Source organism: Faecalispora anaeroviscerum (genome assembly GCF_947568225.1).
GTDB lineage: Bacteria > Bacillota > Clostridia > Oscillospirales > Acutalibacteraceae > Faecalispora > Faecalispora anaeroviscerum.
Genome location: NZ_CANOOQ010000001.1, coordinates 2,315,727 through 2,336,698, shown reverse-complemented (window position 1 = coordinate 2,336,698; position 20,972 = coordinate 2,315,727). Strand labels below are relative to the sequence as shown.

At 52.7% G+C, this 20,972-nt stretch carries 17 protein-coding genes; 6 read left to right on the top strand and 11 right to left on the bottom strand.

The annotated features are described in order from the left end of the window. Positions 1-15 precede the first annotated feature (15 nt). The 4 genes from QOS46_RS11570 to QOS46_RS11555 form a co-directional block, all read right to left on the bottom strand. Positions 16-852: a carbohydrate ABC transporter permease gene (locus QOS46_RS11570; RefSeq protein ID WP_283609918.1), complete on the bottom strand. Its 837-nt coding sequence runs from the start codon at positions 850-852 to the stop codon at positions 16-18. 4 nt (positions 853-856) lie between these two features. After that, the gene (locus QOS46_RS11565) at positions 857-1,735 is read right to left on the bottom strand and encodes a carbohydrate ABC transporter permease (RefSeq protein ID WP_283609916.1); all 879 of its coding nucleotides are present in this window, start codon (positions 1,733-1,735) and stop codon (positions 857-859) included. Between the two features lie 83 nt (positions 1,736-1,818). Further along, positions 1,819-3,108, bottom strand: a complete 1,290-nt coding sequence (locus QOS46_RS11560; RefSeq protein WP_283609914.1) for an ABC transporter substrate-binding protein — start codon at positions 3,106-3,108, stop codon at positions 1,819-1,821. Positions 3,109-3,119: 11 nt separating this feature from the next. After that, positions 3,120-3,812 carry a FadR/GntR family transcriptional regulator gene (locus QOS46_RS11555; protein WP_283609912.1) on the bottom strand — a complete coding sequence of 231 codons (693 nt, stop codon included), beginning with the start codon at positions 3,810-3,812 and terminating at the stop codon, positions 3,120-3,122. 496 nt (positions 3,813-4,308) lie between these two features. On the opposite strand from QOS46_RS11555, the gene QOS46_RS11550 reads away from it, so the two are divergent. Together QOS46_RS11550 and QOS46_RS11545 are read left to right on the top strand one after the other, a co-directional pair. After that, positions 4,309-5,490 carry an iron-containing alcohol dehydrogenase gene (locus tag QOS46_RS11550; RefSeq protein ID WP_283609910.1) on the top strand — a complete coding sequence of 394 codons (1,182 nt, stop codon included), beginning with the start codon at positions 4,309-4,311 and terminating at the stop codon, positions 5,488-5,490. A 25-nt stretch (positions 5,491-5,515) separates the two neighbouring features. Next, complete coding sequence (locus QOS46_RS11545; RefSeq protein WP_283609908.1) at positions 5,516-5,881, top strand: VOC family protein; 366 nt, start codon at positions 5,516-5,518, stop codon at positions 5,879-5,881. Between the two features lie 53 nt (positions 5,882-5,934). Here QOS46_RS11545 and QOS46_RS11540 read toward each other — a convergent pair whose 3' ends face one another. After that, a complete protein-coding gene (locus tag QOS46_RS11540; protein WP_283609906.1) occupies positions 5,935-7,587 on the bottom strand; it encodes a sigma-54 interaction domain-containing protein in 1,653 nt (550 codons plus the stop codon). 344 nt (positions 7,588-7,931) lie between these two features. Here QOS46_RS11540 and QOS46_RS11535 point away from each other — a divergent pair, with 344 nt between their 5' ends. The 3 genes from QOS46_RS11535 to QOS46_RS11525 are packed head-to-tail and all read left to right on the top strand — an operon-like array spanning position 7,932 to position 11,366. Next, the gene (locus tag QOS46_RS11535; RefSeq protein WP_283609904.1) at positions 7,932-9,569 is read left to right on the top strand and encodes a BCCT family transporter; all 1,638 of its coding nucleotides are present in this window, start codon (positions 7,932-7,934) and stop codon (positions 9,567-9,569) included. Beyond that, on the top strand, positions 9,550-11,088 hold the full coding sequence (locus QOS46_RS11530; protein WP_283609901.1) for an HAL/PAL/TAL family ammonia-lyase: 1,539 nt from the start codon (positions 9,550-9,552) through the stop codon (positions 11,086-11,088). The genes QOS46_RS11535 and QOS46_RS11530 overlap by 20 nt, the downstream gene beginning before the upstream one ends. Beyond that, positions 11,088-11,366 (top strand): hypothetical protein, encoded by a 279-nt coding sequence (locus tag QOS46_RS11525; protein WP_283609900.1) that lies wholly within the window; start codon positions 11,088-11,090, stop codon positions 11,364-11,366. Before QOS46_RS11530 ends, QOS46_RS11525 begins: the two co-directional genes overlap by 1 nt. Positions 11,367-11,376: 10 nt before the next feature. On the opposite strand, the gene QOS46_RS11520 is transcribed toward QOS46_RS11525, so the two are convergent. The 4 genes from QOS46_RS11520 to QOS46_RS11505 form a co-directional block, all read right to left on the bottom strand. Beyond that, a complete protein-coding gene (locus QOS46_RS11520) occupies positions 11,377-11,877 on the bottom strand; it encodes a hypothetical protein (RefSeq protein WP_283609897.1) in 501 nt (166 codons plus the stop codon). A 556-nt stretch (positions 11,878-12,433) separates the two neighbouring features. Then, positions 12,434-13,681, bottom strand: coding sequence for an ABC transporter permease (locus tag QOS46_RS11515; RefSeq protein WP_283609895.1), 1,248 nt, complete (start codon positions 13,679-13,681; stop codon positions 12,434-12,436). Beyond that, positions 13,678-14,412 (bottom strand): ABC transporter ATP-binding protein, encoded by a 735-nt coding sequence (locus QOS46_RS11510; RefSeq protein WP_283609894.1) that lies wholly within the window; start codon positions 14,410-14,412, stop codon positions 13,678-13,680. Before QOS46_RS11510 ends, QOS46_RS11515 begins: the two co-directional genes overlap by 4 nt. Further along, positions 14,409-16,151 (bottom strand): HlyD family efflux transporter periplasmic adaptor subunit, encoded by a 1,743-nt coding sequence (locus tag QOS46_RS11505; protein ID WP_283609892.1) that lies wholly within the window; start codon positions 16,149-16,151, stop codon positions 14,409-14,411. The genes QOS46_RS11510 and QOS46_RS11505 overlap by 4 nt, the downstream gene beginning before the upstream one ends. A 443-nt stretch (positions 16,152-16,594) precedes the next feature. Here QOS46_RS11505 and QOS46_RS11500 point away from each other — a divergent pair, with 443 nt between their 5' ends. After that, a complete protein-coding gene (locus QOS46_RS11500; RefSeq protein WP_283609890.1) occupies positions 16,595-17,344 on the top strand; it encodes an MBL fold metallo-hydrolase in 750 nt (249 codons plus the stop codon). Between the two features lie 88 nt (positions 17,345-17,432). On the opposite strand, the gene QOS46_RS11495 is transcribed toward QOS46_RS11500, so the two are convergent. Next, positions 17,433-18,641, bottom strand: a complete 1,209-nt coding sequence (locus QOS46_RS11495) for a cofactor-independent phosphoglycerate mutase (RefSeq protein ID WP_283609888.1) — start codon at positions 18,639-18,641, stop codon at positions 17,433-17,435. An 85-nt stretch (positions 18,642-18,726) separates the two neighbouring features. Then, positions 18,727-19,416, bottom strand: a complete 690-nt coding sequence (locus QOS46_RS11490; protein WP_283609886.1) for a hypothetical protein — start codon at positions 19,414-19,416, stop codon at positions 18,727-18,729. Positions 19,417-20,972 lie beyond the last annotated feature (1,556 nt).

The window sequence follows — 20,972 nt, the reverse complement described above, 5'->3', positions numbered from 1 at the left end:
ATTACTCCTTTACAATTAACCCTTCACGGCCCCCGCGGTCAGGCCTTCCACCAAACGCTTCTGCGCGAAGAAGAACATGATACAGACGGGGATGATCGTTATAATTCCGCCGGCCGTCAAAAGATCCCACTGGACCCCCAGCTGGCCGATCAGATTCTTTAGAGCCACAGGAATTGTGCGGTTCCGCTCGTTAGTGAACATCACGGCGAAAGTGTACTCGTTCCAGGAGGTCATGAAGATGTACACACCCGTGGCAACAAGACAGGGCACCAGCACGGGGAAAATAATGCGGGTAAATGCCTGCGCCCGATTGCAGCCGTCTACCATGGCGGCTTCCTCCAAAGACAAGGGCAGGTCGTTGATAAAGCCATTCAGCAGCCATACCGAGAACGGAATGGTGAATGTGGCATAAGAAAGCACCAGAGAAAGAGGGGTGTACAGAAGGCCCATACTACGCATAATAGCATAAAGAGGGATCAACAGCAAGACCGTGGGGAACATGTTATTGGTCAAAAACAGAACCATGAAAGCCTTCCGGCCGGCGAAACGGAAGCGAGAAAACGAATACGACGCCAGCATGGATACGGTCAATGTAATGAGGGTGGTAATAATTGCCACCGTAAAGCTGTTGCCCATGGGCTTTAAAAAGTTAAAATCCACAAAAAGCTTTCTGTAGGATTCAAATGTCACGTTATGGGGCCAGTAGGTGACCACGCTGCCATACAGCTCTGCTTCCGGCTTAATGGAGGTAACAAACGTCCAGTAAAACGGGAACAGCAAAAACAGCAGAATCACAAAAAGAGGCAGGTACAGCAACAGTAAATTTTGCATGGGTGTTCTTTTATGCTGCATAACATTACGCCTCCTGATTCGCAAACATATTTTTCAGATACGGAATCGCTACCAGCAGCAGCAGGAATGTGAGCAGGAGCGACATGGTCGACGAATAGCCCAGATTCAGGGCGTTCGCCTTGTTGAATACGTAAACGCTCAGCGTCTGCGAAGCGTAAGCGGGTCCGCCACCCGTCATGTTGAAGATCACGTCTACCGAGTTTGCTACCCAGATAATGCGCAGCAGCGTGGTGACGAAGATCGTATTTTTAATGGCGGGAATGGTAATGCGGAACAGCTTCTGGAATCCCGTGGCACCGTCAATGTCGGCCGCCTCGTACAGCTCGCCGGGCACGCCCTGCAAACCGGCCAGAAGCATCAGGGCAAAGAACGGAATGCCCTGCCAGATAATTGTGAGTATCACCGACGGCATTACCGTGGATTCCTGCGCCAAAAACGGAACCGGCGCATTGACCAGGCCAACCTTCATCAAAAGGTCGTTCAGCACACCGTAGCTGCCGTCGTAAATCCAGCGCCACATGAGGCCGATGAGCACACCGGGGGTTACCCAGGGAATCAGGCTTACCGCGCGTACAATACCGCGGCCGTGGAAGCTCTTATTCAAAAGATTCGCCAGAATAAAGCCAAAAACAAACTGGAAGCCTACACCGAAAACAACCCACAGGATTGTTCTCCAAAGGGATGCCCAGAACAGCTTATCCTGCAGAACGTCGATATAGTTGGAAAGCCCAACAAAACCAATACTGCTCGGTCTTCTTAAATCGTAACTTTGAAAGCTCATTAAAATCGCGTTAAGCGCAGGGAATAAAACAACCGCGATAATAATCAGCACCGCAGGCGTGATCAGCAAATACGGCCAAATATTGATCTTTTTACGCTGCACTGTATTTTCACCTCTTTGAAAGAATGGAGCTGCGGCCGGTTTTTCCCGACCGGCCGCAGCCCACGGAACCACTGTCTTCGATCTTATTTCTTACCGTACAGGCCTTCCTGCAGGGTCTTCATGGCGTCTGCAGCGGTCTCTTTGCCGGTCAGAGCCGAAGCAACCGTGTTGGGCCAAATTGTGCTGATCCACTCGGTGGTGGTGTCTTTGATGGGGATGATGCCCGCGTAGGACTGACCAGCAATGGAAGCCTTCATAAACTTGTTATCCTGGAACTCAGGCAGAGCCTGCACTTTCTTGCTGACAGGCACGTTGCCGGTAATCTTGCACCATTTCTCCTGGCCTTCGCCGGCTGCCAGATAAGAAACCCACTCAAACGCGGCGTCCTTGTTTTTGCTGGCCTGGAAGATCACGTTCTCGGTATCGCCCATGGAGGTCCACTGGCCCTTGCCCTTGGGGAACGGGAATGCGGCAACGTCGTCGCCGAAGGTTTCTACCATGCCCTTGGAAGAGCCGGTGTGGTGAATGGTCATCGCGGTTTTGCCGGACTTGAAGTTGGCAATGATCTCGTTAAAGCCGTCCTGAGTAGCCGTGGGCGGCACATAACCGTTCTTGTACAGATCGATATAGTCCTGCATGCCCTGAACGGATTCAGCGCTGGTCAGGTTATCGAAGCTGCCGCCGCGGCCGTAGATGAAGCTGCCCCAGGGTTCCTGGCCGCCCTTCGCGCCGCGCATACCAAAGCCGTAAATATCGGTTTTACCGTCGCCGTTGGTATCCATAGTCGTCTTCTTGATTGCCTGGAGGAATTCCTCATACGTTGTCGGAACCTCTACGCCGGCCTTTTTGAAGATAGACGGACGATAATACACATACAGAATCTGAATGTTCCAGGGCATAACGTACATTTCGTTTTTGCCGCCGGCCTGCTTCATAATGTTGTAAATGTTATCATCAATATCGCCCTTGTTTTCCCACTTGGCCACATAGTCGTCCAGGCTGGCCAGCAGGTTGTTCGCGGTGAACAGCGGAGTAGCCGTCAGCTTCCATGCCGCGGTGTCGGGGCCGCCACCGCCCATAACAGCATTGAACAGGTTCTCACTGTACGCGCCGCCGTCCCAGGGGTATTCTTCAGCTTTGACTGTGATGTTGCTCTTGTTGGATTTGTTGAAATCCTCAACAATTTCCTTCATTTTGGCGGAGTAGTCGGAGCTGTCTGCCCAGTACCAGTGGGTAAGGGTAACCGGTTCCCCAGTAGCAGCCTGAGATTCCACCGCGCTGGACGCAGTTTCGGACGGTTTGGCGCAGCCGGCAAACGATGTGACAGCCATTGCCAGCGCCAGGGTAAGTGCCAGTACTTTTTTCCTCTTCATTTTCATTCCTCCTAATATTTGAGCTGAGAATCGTCCATGGCCTGCAAAATGTGCCGTCTTGTCTCCTCCGCCGCGGCATCCGGATTTTTCTCCCGAATCGCCTCGAAAATACGGATATGAGCCTCGATGGCCCGCTGATGCGTGCCAGGAACATTCATCGTTTCGAGATAACCTTCCCGAATCGACTCACAGATTAAAGGCAGAATACGCTTTAACACGTCATTCTGCGTGCACTCGGCCACCGCCGTATGAAAATCCACGTCACGGGAAGGATACTCCAGCCCATTGTAACGCTCCGCGGTTTCCATCTCTTCAATTGCCTGGCCAAGCCTGTAAAGATTCTCGCCGGTGGCCCTTTGTGCCGCCAGCCTCGCGATCTGCGGTTCTATCAGAAGCCTGCTTTCCAGCAGGTTTTGAAGCAGTTTGTTCGGATTTGCAAAGTGCAGCCCCAAAGGATCGTTCTTGAGCCCGGGACTTTCCGTAATAAAGGTGCCTGTCCCCCTGTGAATTTCAACAATATTATCGGCGATCAACAGCTTGACCGCCTCGCGCACCGTAGAGCGCCCTACACCGAACATGGCCGCCAGTTCCCCCTCGCTGGGGAGACGATCGCCGGGCTTCAGATTTTTTTCCACAATCATTTCCTTCAGTTTTTTGGAAATCAAGAGGGGAAGTTCTCTGGTCCCAAACAAAATTTGACTCATGTTCACACTCCTCGGTTTTTGTTGCGCTCCGCGCTCCATCCCTCCCGGACAAAGCCTGCATTAAATCGGACTTTTTGTGCAAATACACAAATTCAACGATTTGATTATACCAAACCCCAAATCAGATTTCAAGACTATTTATAAATATATTTCTTTTTCCAGACTTAAATTATCAAAGAGTGCTAAATTTTCAACAAACGTCATGTGACGTCTGATGACTGACATCCGATTAGATTTTGGCATCTCTTCGGAAAACCCTTTCAAAATTCACATGCTTTAGGCGCACACATTCTACTGTTTTCGCGCTTTGCAGCCCGCATTCGCGTTTCGATTTCACCTCCAACCTTATTGTCTGCAAGCATTTCAAAAACATACAAGCTCCTGCTCACCTCACATATGGGCGCTCTTACGCTTGACTTTGCAGGTTCCCGCGATATAGAATAAGAGCAGAAATTGCGCAGAACGAAAACCAGCTAAAACAGAAAGGGTGTTCATTTTGGAAAGCTTCGTGTATCAGGTACCTACCAAAGTCATTTTCGGAAAAGACGCAGAGCTTCAAATCGCACCGGAAGCTGCATCCCGTGGTGTGAAACGGGCTCTTTTGGTATACGGCGGCGGCAGCGTTGTGAAAAGCGGACTGCTGGCCCGGATGGAAGAATCCCTCACAAAAGCCGGGGTTGAGGTGCAGACTCTGGGCGGCGTACAGCCGAACCCGAGGCTTCAGCTGGCGCGGGAGGGCGTGCGGCAGGCGCTGGAATTCGGCGCGGAGCTGATTCTGGCCGTGGGCGGCGGCAGCGTGATCGACACCGCCAAGGCCGTCGCGATTGGCACGGCGAATCCCGATACGGACATCTGGGAATTCTGGCTGCGCCATAAAGCCGTTACAAAAGCCCTGCCGGTAGCCGTAGTGCTTACGATTTCGGCAGCGGGCAGCGAAACGAGTGATTCCGCCGTTCTCACCGATACGGAAACCAACACCAAGCGCGGGCTGAACTGCCCGTTTAACCGCCCGGCTTTTTCGGCACTGAACCCCGAGCTGACGATGACCCTGCCCAAATTCCAGATCGCCTGCGGCGCTGTGGATATGATGATGCACACGATGGACCGCTACTTTAATCCTGTTGTGACCAATCAGGTGACAGACGAGATTGCGGAAGCCTTGCTACGGGTAATCATCCGCAATGGCCCTGTCGCGCTGAAAGACTCACACAATTACACCGCTATGAGTGAGTTGATGTGGGCCGGCAGTCTTTCCCACAACGAGCTAACAGGGCTTGGCGGGCAGAAGGACTTTGCCCCTCACCAGTTGGGTCATGAGCTGAGCGGCAAGTTCGACGTAGCGCACGGCGCATCGCTCTCCGCCATCTGGAGCTCTTGGGCAACGTATACCCGTGCCACAAATCCCGAGCGCTTCGCCCGTTTCGGCAAAAACGTGTGGGAACTGACCGGTACTGACACCGAGGAACTCTCGAAAGCTGCGATTCAAGCTGCGGATCGCTATTTCCGCTCCCTCGATATGCCGACGAACTTTACCGAGCTGGGCATCGGTGTGCAGACGGAAGAGGTCATTGAAGACCTGGCCTGGCGCTGCTCGTTCCAAGATACCCGCACCATCGGCACCTTCCAGAAGCTGAACCGTCAGGATATTGCGAAAATCTACCGCCTGGCAAACAAATAAAGAATGGCCGAAAAGGAGAGCTTCTATGAAATCGACCTTCCTTCATTTCAATTTTAATGTTTTCGACCTGCAAAAAAGCCTTGCATTTTACAGCAAGGCACTGGGTCTTACGGAAAAGCACCGTAAAACGGCCGCTGACGGCTCGTTCATCCTCGCATATCTCACCGACGGCTTCACCGATTTCGAGTTGGAGCTGACCTGGATGCGCGACCGCAAGGAGCCGTATAACCTGGGCGACAACGAAATCCATCTGGCTGTGCGCGTGCCCGACAAAAAGGAAGCCTATGAGCTGCACAAGAGCATGGGCTGCATCTGCTACGAAAATCATGAAATGGATCTGTATTTTATCAATGACCCCGACGGATACTGGATTGAAATTCTGGATCGCTGATCCCCTTCCCACAAAACACCCCCACCGGCTGTGCCGGCGGGGGTGTTTCGACCCTACTGAATGATTCCGTACTTCTTCATGCGGTACTGCAGACTTTGGCGGCGCAGACCAAGGCAGTCTGCAGCACGTGTAATATTGCCGCCGTAATATTCCAGAACCGCTTTCAGCACCTGGCTTTCATAGGAATCCATCGTATACTGCAAATCATGGTGCAGCCAGCTTTCCTCCTGATGCTCCCCGACGGAAAGGACCTGTGGCTTTTGAATATCCTGCAGGTAGCGCGGCAGATGGGCGGTCCCAATCATCGGGCCGTCCACAACATTCAGGACAAAATCCAGAACATTATAAAGCTCGCGCACATTGCCCGGCCAATTGTACTGAGAAAACAGTGTGATCACGTCCGGGCCGATGCTTTGAATGGATTTTGCGTATTTATAGGCCTTGACCGAGATATATCCCTCCGCCAGCAGCGGAATGTCCTCCGGATGCTCCCGAAGCGGCGGGAGATCGATCGTTACGGTTGACAGCCGGTAATACAGATCCTTACGCAGAACGTTGTCCTTCAGCAGTTGCGCAGGGATCTCGTTGCAGGAGGAGATAAAACGGATGTCAGTCTTTTGATCCTGATTGCCGCCGATTCGGCGGAAAGTACCCTCCTGAATAACGCGCAGCAGCTTCGACTGCATGGAAAGGCTCATAGAATTCAGCTCGTCCAGAAACAGCGTGCCACCGTCGGCTTCTTCCAGCAGTCCAGAGGAGTTGGTGCTCCCTGTAAAAGCCCCCTTCTGGGTACCGAAAAAGACCCCTTCGATCAGGGTGTCGGGAATCGCCGCACAGTTGATGGCCACGAATTTTTTGTCCTTCCGCAAACTGAACTTGTGGATGCTTTGCGCAAAAACTTCCTTCCCGGTTCCTGTCTCGCCCACCAACAGTACGCTGCTGTTCTGAGCCGCCACTCGTTTGGCAAGATTTACCGCATCCATTAACTTCTGCGACGTACCGATAATGTTACTGAAGGTGTAACCTGAAAATTTCGCCAGAGGCAGCTTTTCCTCCTGATCAGTCAGTGCGATGCGTATTTTTTCAAGCCAGGCGATCTGGGCCTGAATCACCTCAAGGTTCTGCTCAAAAACCACCACGCCCGCCAGTTCCTTGTTCTGAAAAACCGGGTATCCTGTGTTTACCGTGGCCACATCGCTGCCGTTCGTCGTTTTGAAGGTATCGAAGCGATTCAGAACAGGCGCGGCCGTTCTCAGGCACGTCAGCACCGTGCTGATGGATTCCTCCACATCGTACATATCCAGCAGGTGCTTGCCGCGCACGGACAGGCTGTCGGGAATCTCGGAAATCTTCCTGCTGTTTTCATTCAGGTAAACCAGGCAGGCGTCCTTGTCATAAATCTGCACCCCGTCCATCACCTTCTCCAGCGCGGACTGGTACAGAAAATTAGCATCCGTATGTTTTTTCAGGTAGTAAACCGCGCCGCAGTCCGATTCCCATCGGATAAAGTCAAAAAGCTCGTCGTTCCAGCTCAGTTCTCCATGGCTCCGGCTGAAATCTGTCTGAGAAAACAAAACGGAGAACGGCTGGTACAAAAACGACGACCAAACATGCGCGCAGTTGCTTTTCAGCGCTATGTCCATCCACTCAAAGGATTGAATTCGCTTTTTCTGATCCAGCACAATCGCTACATCGGCCATGCTCATAACTGGCACCTCCCCAACATTTCAGATGATGGAAAATCACTTTTTTCAAATCATAGCACAAGGCGTTCTGCTGGTCAATAAGTGCAAAATGACTTGCCTAAACGCAAAATAATTTGGCGCTTAATGAAGAAACATGCCGGCGAGTGCTTTTTTACTTTACCGCAAAAGCGGCAGAAACTGCGGTTTTATTCTGTTTTATTCTGTTTTATTCTGTATTTTTCACTTGGCACGAAAAGTGCTACTATACTCAATTGCTAGCAAAAAAGGCCCTGTACCAAAGGAAGAAAAAAATATGCGGATACCATCCGGAGGGATACAGGCCATGATAAAAGGAGGAAAACAGAATGCACGAAACGGATACCAAACAGAAGAAGCCCCTTAGGATGGGGGTTTTTATCCCCTCGTTTCTCATTACCGGCGGCGCGGCCATTCTTGGGCTGGTAAATAACGAGTGGCTGACATCGGCTACCTATACCGTTTTTGAATGGTCCCTGACAAACTTTGCCTGGCTTTATCAGTTGATTGCCATGTTCACTCTGGTCATCATTACGATCATGACCTTTTCCAAGGTCGGCAAGATCCGGTTTGGCGGCCCGCAGGCCAAGGCAAAATATTCCTTTGCGTCCTGGTTCGCCATGATACTTACCGCCGGCATTGCAACCGGACTGATCACCTACGGGGCCAATGAGCCGCTGATTTATTTCGGCAACATCTACGGCGAGCTCGACGCCTCGGGCATTCAGCCCGGCACACCCGAAGCGGCGTTTTTCGCCATGGGACGCGTGTTTTACAACTGGTCGTTTGTCCCCTATGCGATGTATGCTCTTTCCGGCGTAATCATCGCTTATTTGTACTTTAACCGGGGGCAGGAGCTTTCCGTATCCGCCTCCCTCACGCCCTTGTTCGGGCCAAAGGTAACAAAAGGTATAGCGCGCGATGTAATCGACACCCTGTCTGTTCTGGCCATTGTTCTCGGCCTGGCCTCTTCTCTGGGCGCGGGCCTCGCCCTGGTGGGCAGCGGCCTGCAGTCGGCCTACGGAATCGCGCAGGGGCCAATCCTCTGGTTTGCTCTTGCGGCAGTCATCACCGTCGCTTTTACCGTTTCTTCCGTTCAGGGAATCGACAAGGGTATTAAATGGCTGGCGGATTTGACCTCAAAAATCTTTTACGCTCTGGTCGCCGCTCTGATTCTGATCGGGCCGACCCTTTACATCCTCAACATGATGAACGTCGGTATGGGCTACTGGCTGGATCACTTCTGGTCCTGGGGCTTTGACCCCTACGTCATGGGCGGCAAAGCGCTGGTCACCTGGTGGACTATGTATGACTGGGCCATCTGGATCGCCTACGCGCCGCTAATGGGAATCTTCTTCGCAATGATCTCTTACGGCCGTACGATCCGCCAGTTCCTGGTCGTCAACTGGATCGCCCCCTCCGTTTTCAGCATTGTGTGGTTCAGCATCTGGGGCGGCACTGCTCTTGACTGGCAGGCCTCCGGCAAGGCGGATATGATCGCCATCATTCAGCAGAACGGCGCGGTTGCCGGTATGTGGGAATTCTTAAAGCACATCCCGCTGAGCGTTGTGTTTATCCCCATCGTGATTATCACGCTGATTGCCGAATACGCCAACACGGCCAACGGCATGGCGACCACAATTTCTTCCATCTGCACAAAGAATTCGCGCCATGATGAAGAACCGGCCACATGGCTGAAAATTCTCTGGGGCGTTACCATCGGCGTAATTGCCGCAATCATGGTGGCGTTTGGCGGCGGTGAGCAGGGCGTTGACGGCGTAAAATACCTCGCGGCCTGCGGCGGGTTTGCTGTTCTGTTTGTGTTTATCCTCCAGGTTGCAGCCACGTTCAAGGTATTCTTCTTGGATAAGGAAACGCGGAAGGATATTGTGGACAGCGAAGATTTAGTAGAAACACCTGAGCAAGAGGCCGGAAAGGAGAAATCCCGTGCAGAAAGCATATCTTAAAAGCATTACGTTGGGACCCGATATAACGCTGGAGGATCTGGTTTCCGTGGCGCGCCACGGAGCCAAGGTAGAATTTTCTGAGGATTACCGGGGGCGGGTTAACCGTTCCCGGGCCCTGGTAGAACAATGGGTAGACCAGAATCGCGTCATGTATGGTGTTACCACCGGCTTTGGGGCCCTCTGTACACAAGTGATTTCGAAGGAAGAAACAGCCCAGCTGCAGCGCAACATTATCCTTTCACACGCAACCTCTGTGGGCGAGCCGTTCACGCAGGAGCAGGCCCGCGCAACCATGCTGATGGTTCTGCAAAATCTGGGGCAGGGCTTTAGCGGAGTGCGGCTGGCCATACTGGAAAAATACCGCGAATTCCTGAACCGCAACCTTGTTCCGTGGATTCCCCGGGAGGGTTCGGTGGGCTACCTCAGCCCGGAGGCCCACATGGCGCTGGTACTGATCGGTGAGGGCAAAGCCTATCTTGACGGCCGTCTGCTGCCGGGCGCCGAGGCGCTGGCCGAAGCCGGAATTGAACCGATCGAACTTAGCTCAAAGGAAGGGCTTGCACTGGTTTCGGGAACAACCTCCGTCACCGCACTGGCCTCACTTGCCCTGTACGATTTACTGAGTGCCGCAAAATCGGCAGATGTAATTGCCGCCATTACCTTAGAGGCCTCCAAGGGCTTGATCCGGGCCTTCGACGACAGAGTGATGCGGGTTCGCCCGCACCCCCAGCAACGCGAAACAGCCACCAACATACGCGACATTCTGGCAGGCTCCGAAGTGATTGATCACTACCGGAATGCCCGCATTCAGGACGCGCTTTCTCTTCGCTGTATTCCGCAGCTGCACGGGGCCGCCAGAAAAACTCTGCTGGATGCCCGCAAGACCATCGAAACCGAAATCAACTCCTGCTGCGACAACCCCATTATCTGGAGCGAACCGGGCGAGGAGGATGTTATCTCCGCCTGCAATCCAGATTCCTCTTTTGTCGGAATGGAAATGGACAGTGCCTGCATCGCCGCAACCTGCCTTGCCAAAATGTCGGAGCGCCGCAATAATCGGATGATCGATGAAACCCTTTCCGGCAATCCTTGGTTCCTGATTAAAAATCCGGGCCTCAACTCCGGGCTGATGATTCCCCAGTACACACAGGCCGGGCTGTTGGGCGATATGCGGATACTGTCCACCCCTTCTACGATCGATAACACTCCCACCTGCGGCAATCAGGAAGACTATGTGGCGATGGGTTACAACGCCGCGAAAAAATCGGTTCAAATTGTCGAAAAGCTGGAATACATTCTGGCGATTGAGTTGCTTTCGGCGTATGAATCACAGGAGTTTCTGGACAAAGCTCTTGCGCGCAGCCCTGTAACCGCGCAGATTCTGGCCGAGATCAGCCAACATGTACCTACGATCGATCACGATATCTTCCTGCACCCTCACATTGAATATCTGCGGAATTTCATCCATTCCGGAAGGCTGGCTGAAATTACCGAACAGGCCATCGGGAGGTCTTTGTAATGAAACGCGCGGCACAGGTGTCTACCCCGAAAGGGGTACAAACATTAAAAATGAATTTGGCTAAAATCTTCTTCACACCGCCCAATACGAAAAAAGAAAGAATCATCCTGCTTTTGCTGCTGGTGATCACTTTTATGATTTTTTTCGGCCCGATTTGTTTTTCAGATATTCCCCCCTTTCGGGCCATTCTGCTCGCCAGTATGCCGGCCCTCTCCATCTCCTGGGGGCTGATAGTTTTGCTGCGCGCACGGTTCCGAAAAAAAGAGTTCTGCAAATAAGTTTCCCCTTTTACTGCTCTCTCCCCGAGCCAACGAGAGCGCTCGATAAGGGCGCGCCGCCGAACGGAACCGGCAAACTACCTCTTCCCACAAAGCAAGGCGCGTGCGCACTTTCCATAGAGCGCCTTTCCGGTGGCTGTTGGCAGCACTCGCCGGAACCGTTCCACAAAACGGATTCCAAAGGCGGAGCCTTGGCGAATCTTTGCTTCCTTTCTTTTCGCAAGAAAGGAAGGGCCTGCCCCGGCCCGAGGGGCAATCCTGCGCCAGCAGAATCTCCCGTGCGGGAACCGCAATAAAAATAGTCCCTCGCGCGCGAAAGCGAGAGAAAAAAGAACGCCCGGCGCGAAGCGCCGCTCTCCCCAAGCCAACGAGAGCGCTCGGAAAGGGCAAGCCCCAACCCAGCAGAAATCACACGCAAAATAACCGTAAATCTATTGTTTGCGACATAAAAAGCCCCGGATTTCTTAAATCCGGGGCTTTCCTTCACAATGTGATAATTTTTCTCACACATACAATTCATCTTGCATCTTATGGAAAATAATGGTACAATTACCTTTGTAAGGCACAATTAAGTGCAAAGCGGGAACGGAGTGCACCACCACCCCGTCCCCTGCTACGGAGAACACGCCTCCATAACAACAGCTTTCGCTGCGTTCTGCAAGCACAATTATAACCCATTTTCTTCCTTTTGTACAGAGGAGGGAGAAAGCCCCGAATGGCAATTGTGTATTGCACTTATATAGTAGCGCTGTGTTATGGAAGTACGCCCTTATGAGGGATTCCGTGACCAGCGCTTTTTTGCTGCCTTACAGACAAAGGCAACGCGGAGCCGAATTTTTCTGGATATTTATAGGATAGACCAGGAATTCAGGAAGCAAATTCCCAACATGATATTGCAGTCCCTTTAAAACCGCGGGCCTCCCCCGGCACCGTGGCCCCGGCTCCGCCGCGCTATTGTCTGTAAGAAAGCCATTGCCGCACACGGTCGATGTGTGCGGCTTCAACCAAAACAAAAATCCTCTCCATTCCCGGAGAGGATTTTTTCTGCCCTATGGGGAAATTTCTCTTTATTCGTAGCGCAGCGCCTCAATTGGGTCAAGCTTCGCGGCCTTGTTGGCAGGGTAATACCCGAAGAACAGACCGATCGCCATGGAGAAGCCGACTGCCACCAGAACAGAACTGAGAGTCGGAACTACCGGCTGACTGATCAGTATCCCGCCGACGTATCCCAGCGCACCGCCGGTGACAATTCCCAGCGCACCACCAATCACACAAATGATCATCGACTCCACAATAAACTGAATCCGAATGGCACTGTCTTTTGCGCCCAGCGCCTTGCGGATGCCGATTTCGCGGGTACGCTCGGTTACGGACACCAGCATAATATTCATAACGCCGATACCGCCTACCAGAAGAGAAATTCCCGCAATCACCGCGATCGCCAGCGACATGGTACTCATAATGTTGTTCATCTCGCTCAGCTGAGAATCATAGCTCATGGCACGTACCATAACCTGCTCGTTATTCGTATACCACTGGTTGAAAAACTCCTGGCTGTCCAAACTGGTTTGCGAATAGTCAGAGCCCATCAGCGCGCTGACCGTAAAGGAGGAGTATCCGTCGTCGGCATTCAGAATCCGTGTGGCCATGGCGAGAGGCAGATACATATTCGTCGTATCCGTCACGCCCATCATCGCCTGCATTGCCCCACTGCCAATCGACACATCCTCGTAAATTCCCACCACAGTAACCGTTTCACGGCCCGTATCCAAATCAACCTTAATCTGCTGCCCCAGCGGATTCGAGTTGGCGGGGAACAAAATTGCGGCCAGTTTTTCCGAAATCACGGCAATGCTGCTGCCCCGCTGCACATCGCGTTCCGTCAAAAAGCGCCCGCTTTTAATCTTTACGTTTTTCGTAATGGCATAGCCCGGGTTCACGCCAGAAACATCCACTTTGTAGGTTTCGCCCCGGAATTTGATCGTACCGGAACCAACGCTGCGTGAAAGGCCGATGCCGTTGATCCGATCGCTGAACCGCTCCTGGTATTTCTCGATCATTTCATCCGTAATCATGTCGTCGTCATCCATCGAGATGCTTCTGGCATTATCCTTGGGAGAAACGTATATCTCAATGTTTGTAATACCGAAGGTTTCCAGCGCGCTGCTAACCGAGTTTGTCATTGCAGAGCCCACGGAGGAAATCGCGATAACAGAACCGATGCCGATAATGATTCCCAGCATCGTGAGCAGGGCGCGCATTTTGTTTGCGAACAGTCCAGCCACCGCCAGGCGAACATTTTCCGTTAAGTTCATATAGCCGCCTCCTTTTCCGGGAGGCGCGAGCGCCCACGGTTATCCACATCGTCCACAATATAGCCGTCGCGAATCGTGATGACGCGGTCGGTCTCCTCGGCCAGCTCCTGATTATGGGTAATCAGCACGATCGTTTTCTTTTCCTTTTCGTGAAGCGTATGGAACAAATCCATTACTAGGCGACCGGTGGCGCTGTCGAGTGCGCCGGTAGGCTCATCGGCCAGAATAATAGCTGGGTCGTTCGCCATAGCGCGGGCAATCGCCACGCGCTGCTTCTGCCCGCCTGAAAGCTCATTCGGCATGTGGCGCCCACGCTCCGACATTTCCACCAGCTCTAAAAGCTGCTTAGCCCGCTTCACCCGCTGTGCGTGGGGAACGCCGGCATACAGCATTGGCAGCTCCACGTTACCGATGGAGGTAGAACGCGGAATCAGGTTAAAGGTTTGGAACACAAAGCCGATCTTGCGATTGCGGATGTCGGAAAGCTGATTGCTCGCCATATCACGGATGGAAACGCCGTCGAGCTGGTATTCCCCAGAGGTGGGCCGGTCAAGAGCGCCGATCAGATTCATCAGCGTCGATTTGCCGGAACCCGACGCTCCCACGATGGAAACAAATTCGCCGTCGTATACATTCAGGTCGATTCCATGCAGGATCTCCAGCTCATTCGGTGTGCCGAGATAATACGTTTTTACAATGTCGTGCATTTCAATGATGGTTTTTTCGCTCATGACGAAGCCTCCCCGGAAACGCCGCTCACCGCGTTCGCCAGGGCAGACGCGCCGTTTGACACCGTAATGAGCAGCCCGGGCGATATGGATTTTGCATCGGTAATCACCGGTGTTCCGGCCGTGAGGCCTTCCCCGGAAACCTCTATGGACAAATCGGTCTCAAGCCCGGTTTTTACCGGGATCGCCACCGCCAGATACGTGTTATCGGGCTGCTTTTGCGGGGTATAGACCACGGTTTCACCCTTTTCGTTCGTGGTCAGCGCATCATATGGCACCGCCAGAACGTTGGCCTTCTCCTGCGTGATAATCTTCGCCTTGGCACTCATGCCAATGCGCAGGGGCGTGTTCGGCGTTTGAATCAAAACATCGGCTTCAAACTCCACGTTGCTTTTGGTTGTGGTGGTCGTAGCGGCCGTCGTTCCCGTGGCGCTGCCCGAGCCAATCGCGGCCGGAGCAATTTTCTGCACAATACCCTCATATTCCACGTCGCCGGTGGCGTCCGCTGTAACAACTGCTTTCATGCCCTCCTTGATCGAGGGAAGATCGTATTCCTTCACCTTCACCTTTACCTGGAGCCCCTCGGTGTTCTCAATCGTGAACATCAGGCCGGTTGCGGTCGCATTTTTCTCCGCGTACACAGCGGTAACGGTTCCGGCGGCGGGCGCGGTAACGGTGCATTTCTTCAAATTATCGTTCAGCGTGCGAATCTCTTGCTGCAAAGACTCTGTGTTCGCCGCTATTTTCTCTGTGGTAACGGTGTCCTTGGCGCTGTCCAGCGACTGGCTGGCGGCAGTCTGCGCTGCTTTGAGCGACTTCACGGCACTGTCGTAGGCCAGCTGGGCATCTTCAACCGCCTTTACAAAATTCTTCATCTTATCGGTGGCAGAGTTCTTTGCGTCGATCGTCGCGGTGTTCAGCGCCTTCTGGGCGTTGTCATACGCAAGCTGCGCGTCCTCATACGCCTGCCGCAGCGTTTTCAGGGAAGTAAACGCACCAGTATTGTCGTCCTCAATTCCCTGATTCTCTTCGAAATCGTCAATTTCTTTTTGTTTCTTGTCGATCTCATCCTGAGTGGCATTTTTCTGCTTTAACTCCTTGAGCTCATCCTTCAGGTCGTTCAGATCATCTTTGTAATCCTTTTTGGCGTCGTTATACGCCTTGGAAGCCCGGCTGAGCGCCGACTTGGTGGTATCCACACTGGCATTCGCAGAGAGCAGCTGGCTTTTCATTTCCTGGTCCACGCGGGCCTGGTTGACGTCGCGGTCGTCAATTGCCTTGCTGAGTGTGCGCTGAGTGGTCGTAACCTGATCCTGCGCGGTGTTGATCTGGGTATTAAGCCCTTGATCGAGATTATTCTTGGCCTCGTTGTAGCTCTTCTCCGCGGTTTGAATCCGCTGCTGTGAGCTTTCCATGCCGGTACGCAAAGCGATTTGCTTTTGCTGAAGACTGTTATGTATGTCGGTATCATCCAGCTGCGCCAGCAGCTGCCCGGCCGCGACTTTGTCGCCCACCTTCACCGGCACACTCTCAATTGGGGCGGAAACCTCGGCATACACATAAACCGTATCGGTGCTTTCCAAATTGCCGCTGGCTTCAATGGTGCCACGCAGCGACTGCTCTGCCAATGTTTCGGTCTGAACCGGTGTAGCCGTCGGCCCCTTCTGGGAAAAAACCGCAAACGCTGCTGCGATTCCGATCACCGCAACACCGGCAATAATGATTACTTTCTTTTTTTTCACGGCGTTATCCTCCAATGGAAAAAATACGAACCTTACTCATATTTGTATTATTCAATTAGTACAATAATACACTATTATTTCGATAAAATCAATCTTTTGCAGCTGCAAGAGCCCCGCTCATCATAATTTTACAGAATAGTCACAATTTCGCGGAAAACCTTCTTTCCTCACGTTAATTGTTAATAACATTAACTGTATAATAAGAGCATTTATTTTGATTGTCAAGGCAAAAGTATTTGAAAGAAATACCATCCAGAAAAAAGGCAGTTTTATCCTCGTGTTTTTTATGGTACAATGGCCTTAATCTTACGCTGGCGCTGGCAGGTTCACTCCAGCGGTTACCCCTATGCCCTGCCGGGACAAATGTTCCCTCGGGCCGGGGCAGGCACTTCCTCAGCGGGCACTGCGTGCCCACTTCCGCATAAACCAAAGGAGGCATCACCATGCAGCTGCAAGGATGGTATTTGTATAACAGCGCGTTCGTCTTAAAGACGGCGACACAGTGCTTTATTTTTGATTATTACCCGTACGCGGGGCAGCCGAATACCGGCTCTCTGGACGCCGGGCGGCTCAATATTCCGCAAATACGCGAATTCGGCCTGCCTGTAACGGTATTCGTTTCTCATGCGCACTATGACCATTTTGACAAAAGTATTTTTACCTGGCAGAAAGAAATTCCGGGACTTCGGTATGTCCTCTCCGACGACGTTCCCGCTCCGTATGGTCTGGAGCGAGACTCTGTATTAACGGTACAGGCCGGGCAGGAATATGAGTGGAACGGGCTTGTCATCCGCACTCTGCTGTCTACCGACCAGGGCGTCGCGTTTTTGATCCGCACCCCGGACGCCGTAATCTACCATGCAGGCGACCTGAATTTCTGGGACTGGGAGGGCGAAAGCAAGGCCTACCGCCGCCAGATGGAGCGCGATTACAAGGAGCAGATCGACCGCATTGCGGGAGAACGAATTGACTTGGCGTTTGTACCGCTGGACGGACGGCTTGAGGGAACGTACTGGAAAGGGCTGGATTATTTTATGCACGCAACCGATACCCGCCACGTGGTTCCAATGCACTTCCGCGACCAGTACGAAGTATTCGACTGGCTGCGCCGCCAGCCCGAAGCGCAGGAATACCTGAGCCGGGTACAAACACTCACGCATCAGGGGCAATCCTTTGTCTTTCCCGTGGAATGATGCTTTGTTTTGACCGGGAACGAAAAGCGCGGAGAGGGAATTTCCCTTTCCGCGCTTTTTTACGCGGGCAATTTCACCGGCGGCAAAATCAGCCCTTGATGAATTTTCCCATGAGCAGATGCCCTGTATCTACCCGCAAGCCGGTCGCCGCCGCAGATGCCTCCGAGAAGCAGTCTACACCGGGGTATTCCTTGCTCTTACGGTAAATCAGGAACGGCACGGGGTCGTTCGTATGGGTACGCAGTGCCAGCGGAGTCGGGTGATCCGGCACTACCAGAATGCTGTAATCGTCATACTGCTCCATGCCCTCGAGCAGCAGCTTTAAAATCCGGCCATCGATGTATTCAATGGATTTCACCTTATTCTCAATCTCGTGGCGGTGCCCGCACTCATCGGGAGCCTCCACATGAATGTACACAAAGTCCTGGCCGTCTGCCAACTCCTTCAGCGCGGCCTGCGCCTTGCCCTCAAAGTTGGTGTCGATATAGCCGGTGGCGCCCTCCACATGCACAACGTGCATTCCGGAGAACTTGCCGATTCCTTTGAGCAGATCAACCGCCGAGATCATCGAGCCTTTGAGGCCGTACTTCTCCTCAAACGGAGAAAGCTGCGCGCGAACACCCTCTCCCCACAGCCACATGCTGTTGGCCGGGCGCTGGCCGCGTGCCACGCGCGCCTGATTCACCGGGTGATCCTTCAGCAAATCGTACGATTTTATCATCATATCATACAGCTTCTTCGCGTTAGGGTGCGTGGGAACATACTCGCGGATCGGCTTGCCGGTAATATCATGCGGCGGGGTGAGGGTACCCACCTCCAGCGTGCCGTTGCTCCAAATCAGGCAGTGGCGGTAGCTTACGCCGCTGTACAGCCGGAACTCCTCGCTGTCGAAATGCTCCGCGAGGAACTTCACGAGGATTTCCGCCTCTTCGGTGGAAATATCATCGGCACAGTAGTCCAGAATCGTCTTGTCGGCGTATTCCGGCTCGTCCGAAAGCGTGACCAAATTGCAGCGGAACGAAACATCCGTGGGCTTCATATCGATGCCGATGCTGCCCGCCTCCAGCGGAGAGCGGCCGGTATAATATACTGCGGGATCATACCCCAGAACCGACAGGTTTGCCACGTCGCTGCCGGGCTTGAGGTGGTCTGCCACCGTTTTCACCAAGCCGACCTGTGACCGCTTGGCCAGGGAATCCATATAGGGTTTATGGGCGGCCTGCATGGGGGTTTTATTTCCCAGCTCCTCAACCGGATAGTCCGCCATTCCATCGCACAACAAAACAACGTATTTCATGGAGAGATGTCCCTTCTGTATGATATTAAAGTTTAGTTTAGTCTATTCTAACACAATCCAAACGGGATTTCAAACGCTTCGGCGATCACAGCCAGCCATGGCTGTAAATTCCGCCGACCAGTTGGATTACCAGCACCGCGGCATAGATTGTGCCGCACAAGGGCAGCCTGCTTTTACCCGAAACCGGAAGCGACTGATGCAGTGCAAACACGCCAGCCAGCATCCCCAGCACAAAACCCAGAACGCCGAACAGCAAAAGCCCCGTCGCCATCAGTACCGGAATCATCACGGTAGCCCAAAGGGGAATCTGCGACATCGGCACATACGGCTTGCCCGATTTGAGGTAAACGCCGTCCACCGCCACATCAACGTGGTTGCCCATCGCCATAAGCCGAATGTCTTTGCCGTCCACAGACACATCCTCGTCGATCACGCGAACAAACTGGTTCTTGCTTTTCGCAGGGCGTCTTTCTCCGTCCACATGCACTGTGGCGCGAAAAATTCCAAATTTAATCCCGACCTCGTGCGGTTCCCCGTTTACGGTAACCGTCCAGTTTCGAAAGCCGTCCATTCCCTTTTCCTCCGTTCCGCCGCGATAACCGGGCTGCGCCCGCACCGCTGGTGGTTCCTTAAATCGCATTAAAATGCTTTTAAAGTTATTATACCACCGGCCGCGTTCCGGCGGCAATAGGGCAAACCCAAATCCGCGGGCCGGAAAACAGCAAAAAACCCGCAGACGAACATCCGTGCCGCAGGCAATAAAAAAAGCAGCCAAGATTTCTCTTTGCTGCTGAATGATCGTTTCATTATACAGACCTGGCCGTTCCGGCCTGTTGCCGGCCCGGTATGCTTTTGCATGGCGCTAATTCCAATATATCGCGCGGACTCCGTTTGTCCGTCCTGTATAACTTGTTTATAGTATAACCTCACTTATCCGATTTGTCAATAGCGTTCTTTTAAGTTTACCCATATTTAACAAATAATTAATATTTATCCTTATTTTCACTTGGAAGCAACCCCCTTCTCGGGAGTGGCAACCCGATTGTGCCCCTCTTCGGGCAGAGGCTTTGCTTTTCTCGTAAAAGAATTTTTTTCTGGGGGGTTCCCCGTTGAAATTCTGCTAACGCAGGGCTTGCCCCTCATGCCGGGGCGGGCACTTCCTTTCGCGACGAGGCGAAAGGAAGCAAAGGCTCGCCAAAGGGCACCTTTGGAATCCGTTTGGGGAACAATCCCTCATTGCGTAAACGAAAGCCTTCGGGAAGGCGCTCCATTGAAAATGCCCACTCTCCAAGTTTCCTCTATAAATAAGTCTTGCTGTCCCGTCTGTCGGCGGGCATTTTCAAAGCGCTCTCGTTGGCTCGCAGTTTTTCCGTGCGGCTTCGCTGCCGAACGGAATTAGTTAACTATCTTTTCCCACAAAACAAGGCTCGTGCACAATATAAAAGCGTTTGTTTTGTCTTTGGGGGATTTCCCCGTGGGGATTCTGCTGGCGCAGGCTTGCCCCTCGTGCCGGGGCGGGCACTTCCTTTCGCGACGAGGCGAAAGGAAGCAAAGGCCTTCCAAAGGGCACCTTTGGAATCCGTTTTTGGCGAACAATTCCCGACAATGCAAACAAAAGCTGACCGTAAGGCGCTCCATTGAAAATGCCCACTCTCCGAGCTTCCTCTGAAAATAAGTCTTGCTGTCTCGTCTGTCGGCGGGCATTTTCAGAGCGCTCTCGTTGGCTCGGAGAGAAGCGGCCTTACGGTAGCTTTGACTGATTATAAGTTCACCCTGCAAGCAGAATTTCCCCTTGCGGGAACCGCGATAAAAAAACAGCCTCTCTCGCGAAAGTGAGAGAGGAAAAAGAACCGGCGCGAAGCGCCGCCCCTCCCCGAGCCAACGAGAGCGCTCGGTAAGGGTGCGCCGCCGAACAGAACCGGTAAACTACCTGTTTCCAAAAAGCAAGGCGCGTGTACACTTACCATAGAGCGCCTTCCCGGAGGCTGTCGGCAGCATTCGTAGGAACCGTTCCCAAAAACGGATTCCGAAGGCGGAGCCTTGGGCGAATCTTTGTTTACTTTCTTTTCGTAAAGAAAGTAAATGCCCGCCCCGGCACGAGGGGCAACCCCTGCGTTAGCAGAATCCCCACGCGGAGAAAGCCGCAATAAAATTTTATTTTGAAAAAAATATGAATTTTATAAAGTATAAAAGTTATGCCGCCCCAACCCGAGGTACAAGCCCTACGCCAGCAGAAATTCCCCTGCGGGAACCCCAGTAAAAATAGCCCCTCTCGCTTAAGCGAGAGAAAAAACAAATTTTGTTAAAAAAGGTATAAATAAAAAAAGCAGC

Excerpts from the sequence above, each read along its gene's own strand:
- QOS46_RS11545 (WP_283609908.1), top strand. The coding sequence starts at position 5,516 with ATGAAATCGACCTTCCTTCATTTCAATTTTAATGTTTTCGACCTGCAA.
- QOS46_RS11560 (WP_283609914.1), bottom strand. The coding sequence starts at position 3,108 with ATGAAGAGGAAAAAAGTACTGGCACTTACCCTGGCGCTGGCAATGGCT.
- QOS46_RS11500 (WP_283609890.1), top strand. The coding sequence starts at position 16,595 with ATGCAGCTGCAAGGATGGTATTTGTATAACAGCGCGTTCGTCTTAAAG.
- QOS46_RS11510 (WP_283609894.1), bottom strand. The coding sequence starts at position 14,412 with ATGAGCGAAAAAACCATCATTGAAATGCACGACATTGTAAAAACGTAT.
- QOS46_RS11555 (WP_283609912.1), bottom strand. The coding sequence starts at position 3,812 with ATGAGTCAAATTTTGTTTGGGACCAGAGAACTTCCCCTCTTGATTTCC.
- QOS46_RS11515 (WP_283609895.1), bottom strand. The coding sequence starts at position 13,681 with ATGAACTTAACGGAAAATGTTCGCCTGGCGGTGGCTGGACTGTTCGCA.
- QOS46_RS11520 (WP_283609897.1), bottom strand. The coding sequence starts at position 11,877 with ATGTGTGAGAAAAATTATCACATTGTGAAGGAAAGCCCCGGATTTAAG.
- QOS46_RS11540 (WP_283609906.1), bottom strand. The coding sequence starts at position 7,587 with ATGAGCATGGCCGATGTAGCGATTGTGCTGGATCAGAAAAAGCGAATT.
- QOS46_RS11495 (WP_283609888.1), bottom strand. The coding sequence starts at position 18,641 with ATGAAATACGTTGTTTTGTTGTGCGATGGAATGGCGGACTATCCGGTT.
- QOS46_RS11570 (WP_283609918.1), bottom strand. The coding sequence starts at position 852 with ATGCAGCATAAAAGAACACCCATGCAAAATTTACTGTTGCTGTACCTG.
- QOS46_RS11525 (WP_283609900.1), top strand. The coding sequence starts at position 11,088 with ATGAAACGCGCGGCACAGGTGTCTACCCCGAAAGGGGTACAAACATTA.
- QOS46_RS11535 (WP_283609904.1), top strand. The coding sequence starts at position 7,932 with ATGCACGAAACGGATACCAAACAGAAGAAGCCCCTTAGGATGGGGGTT.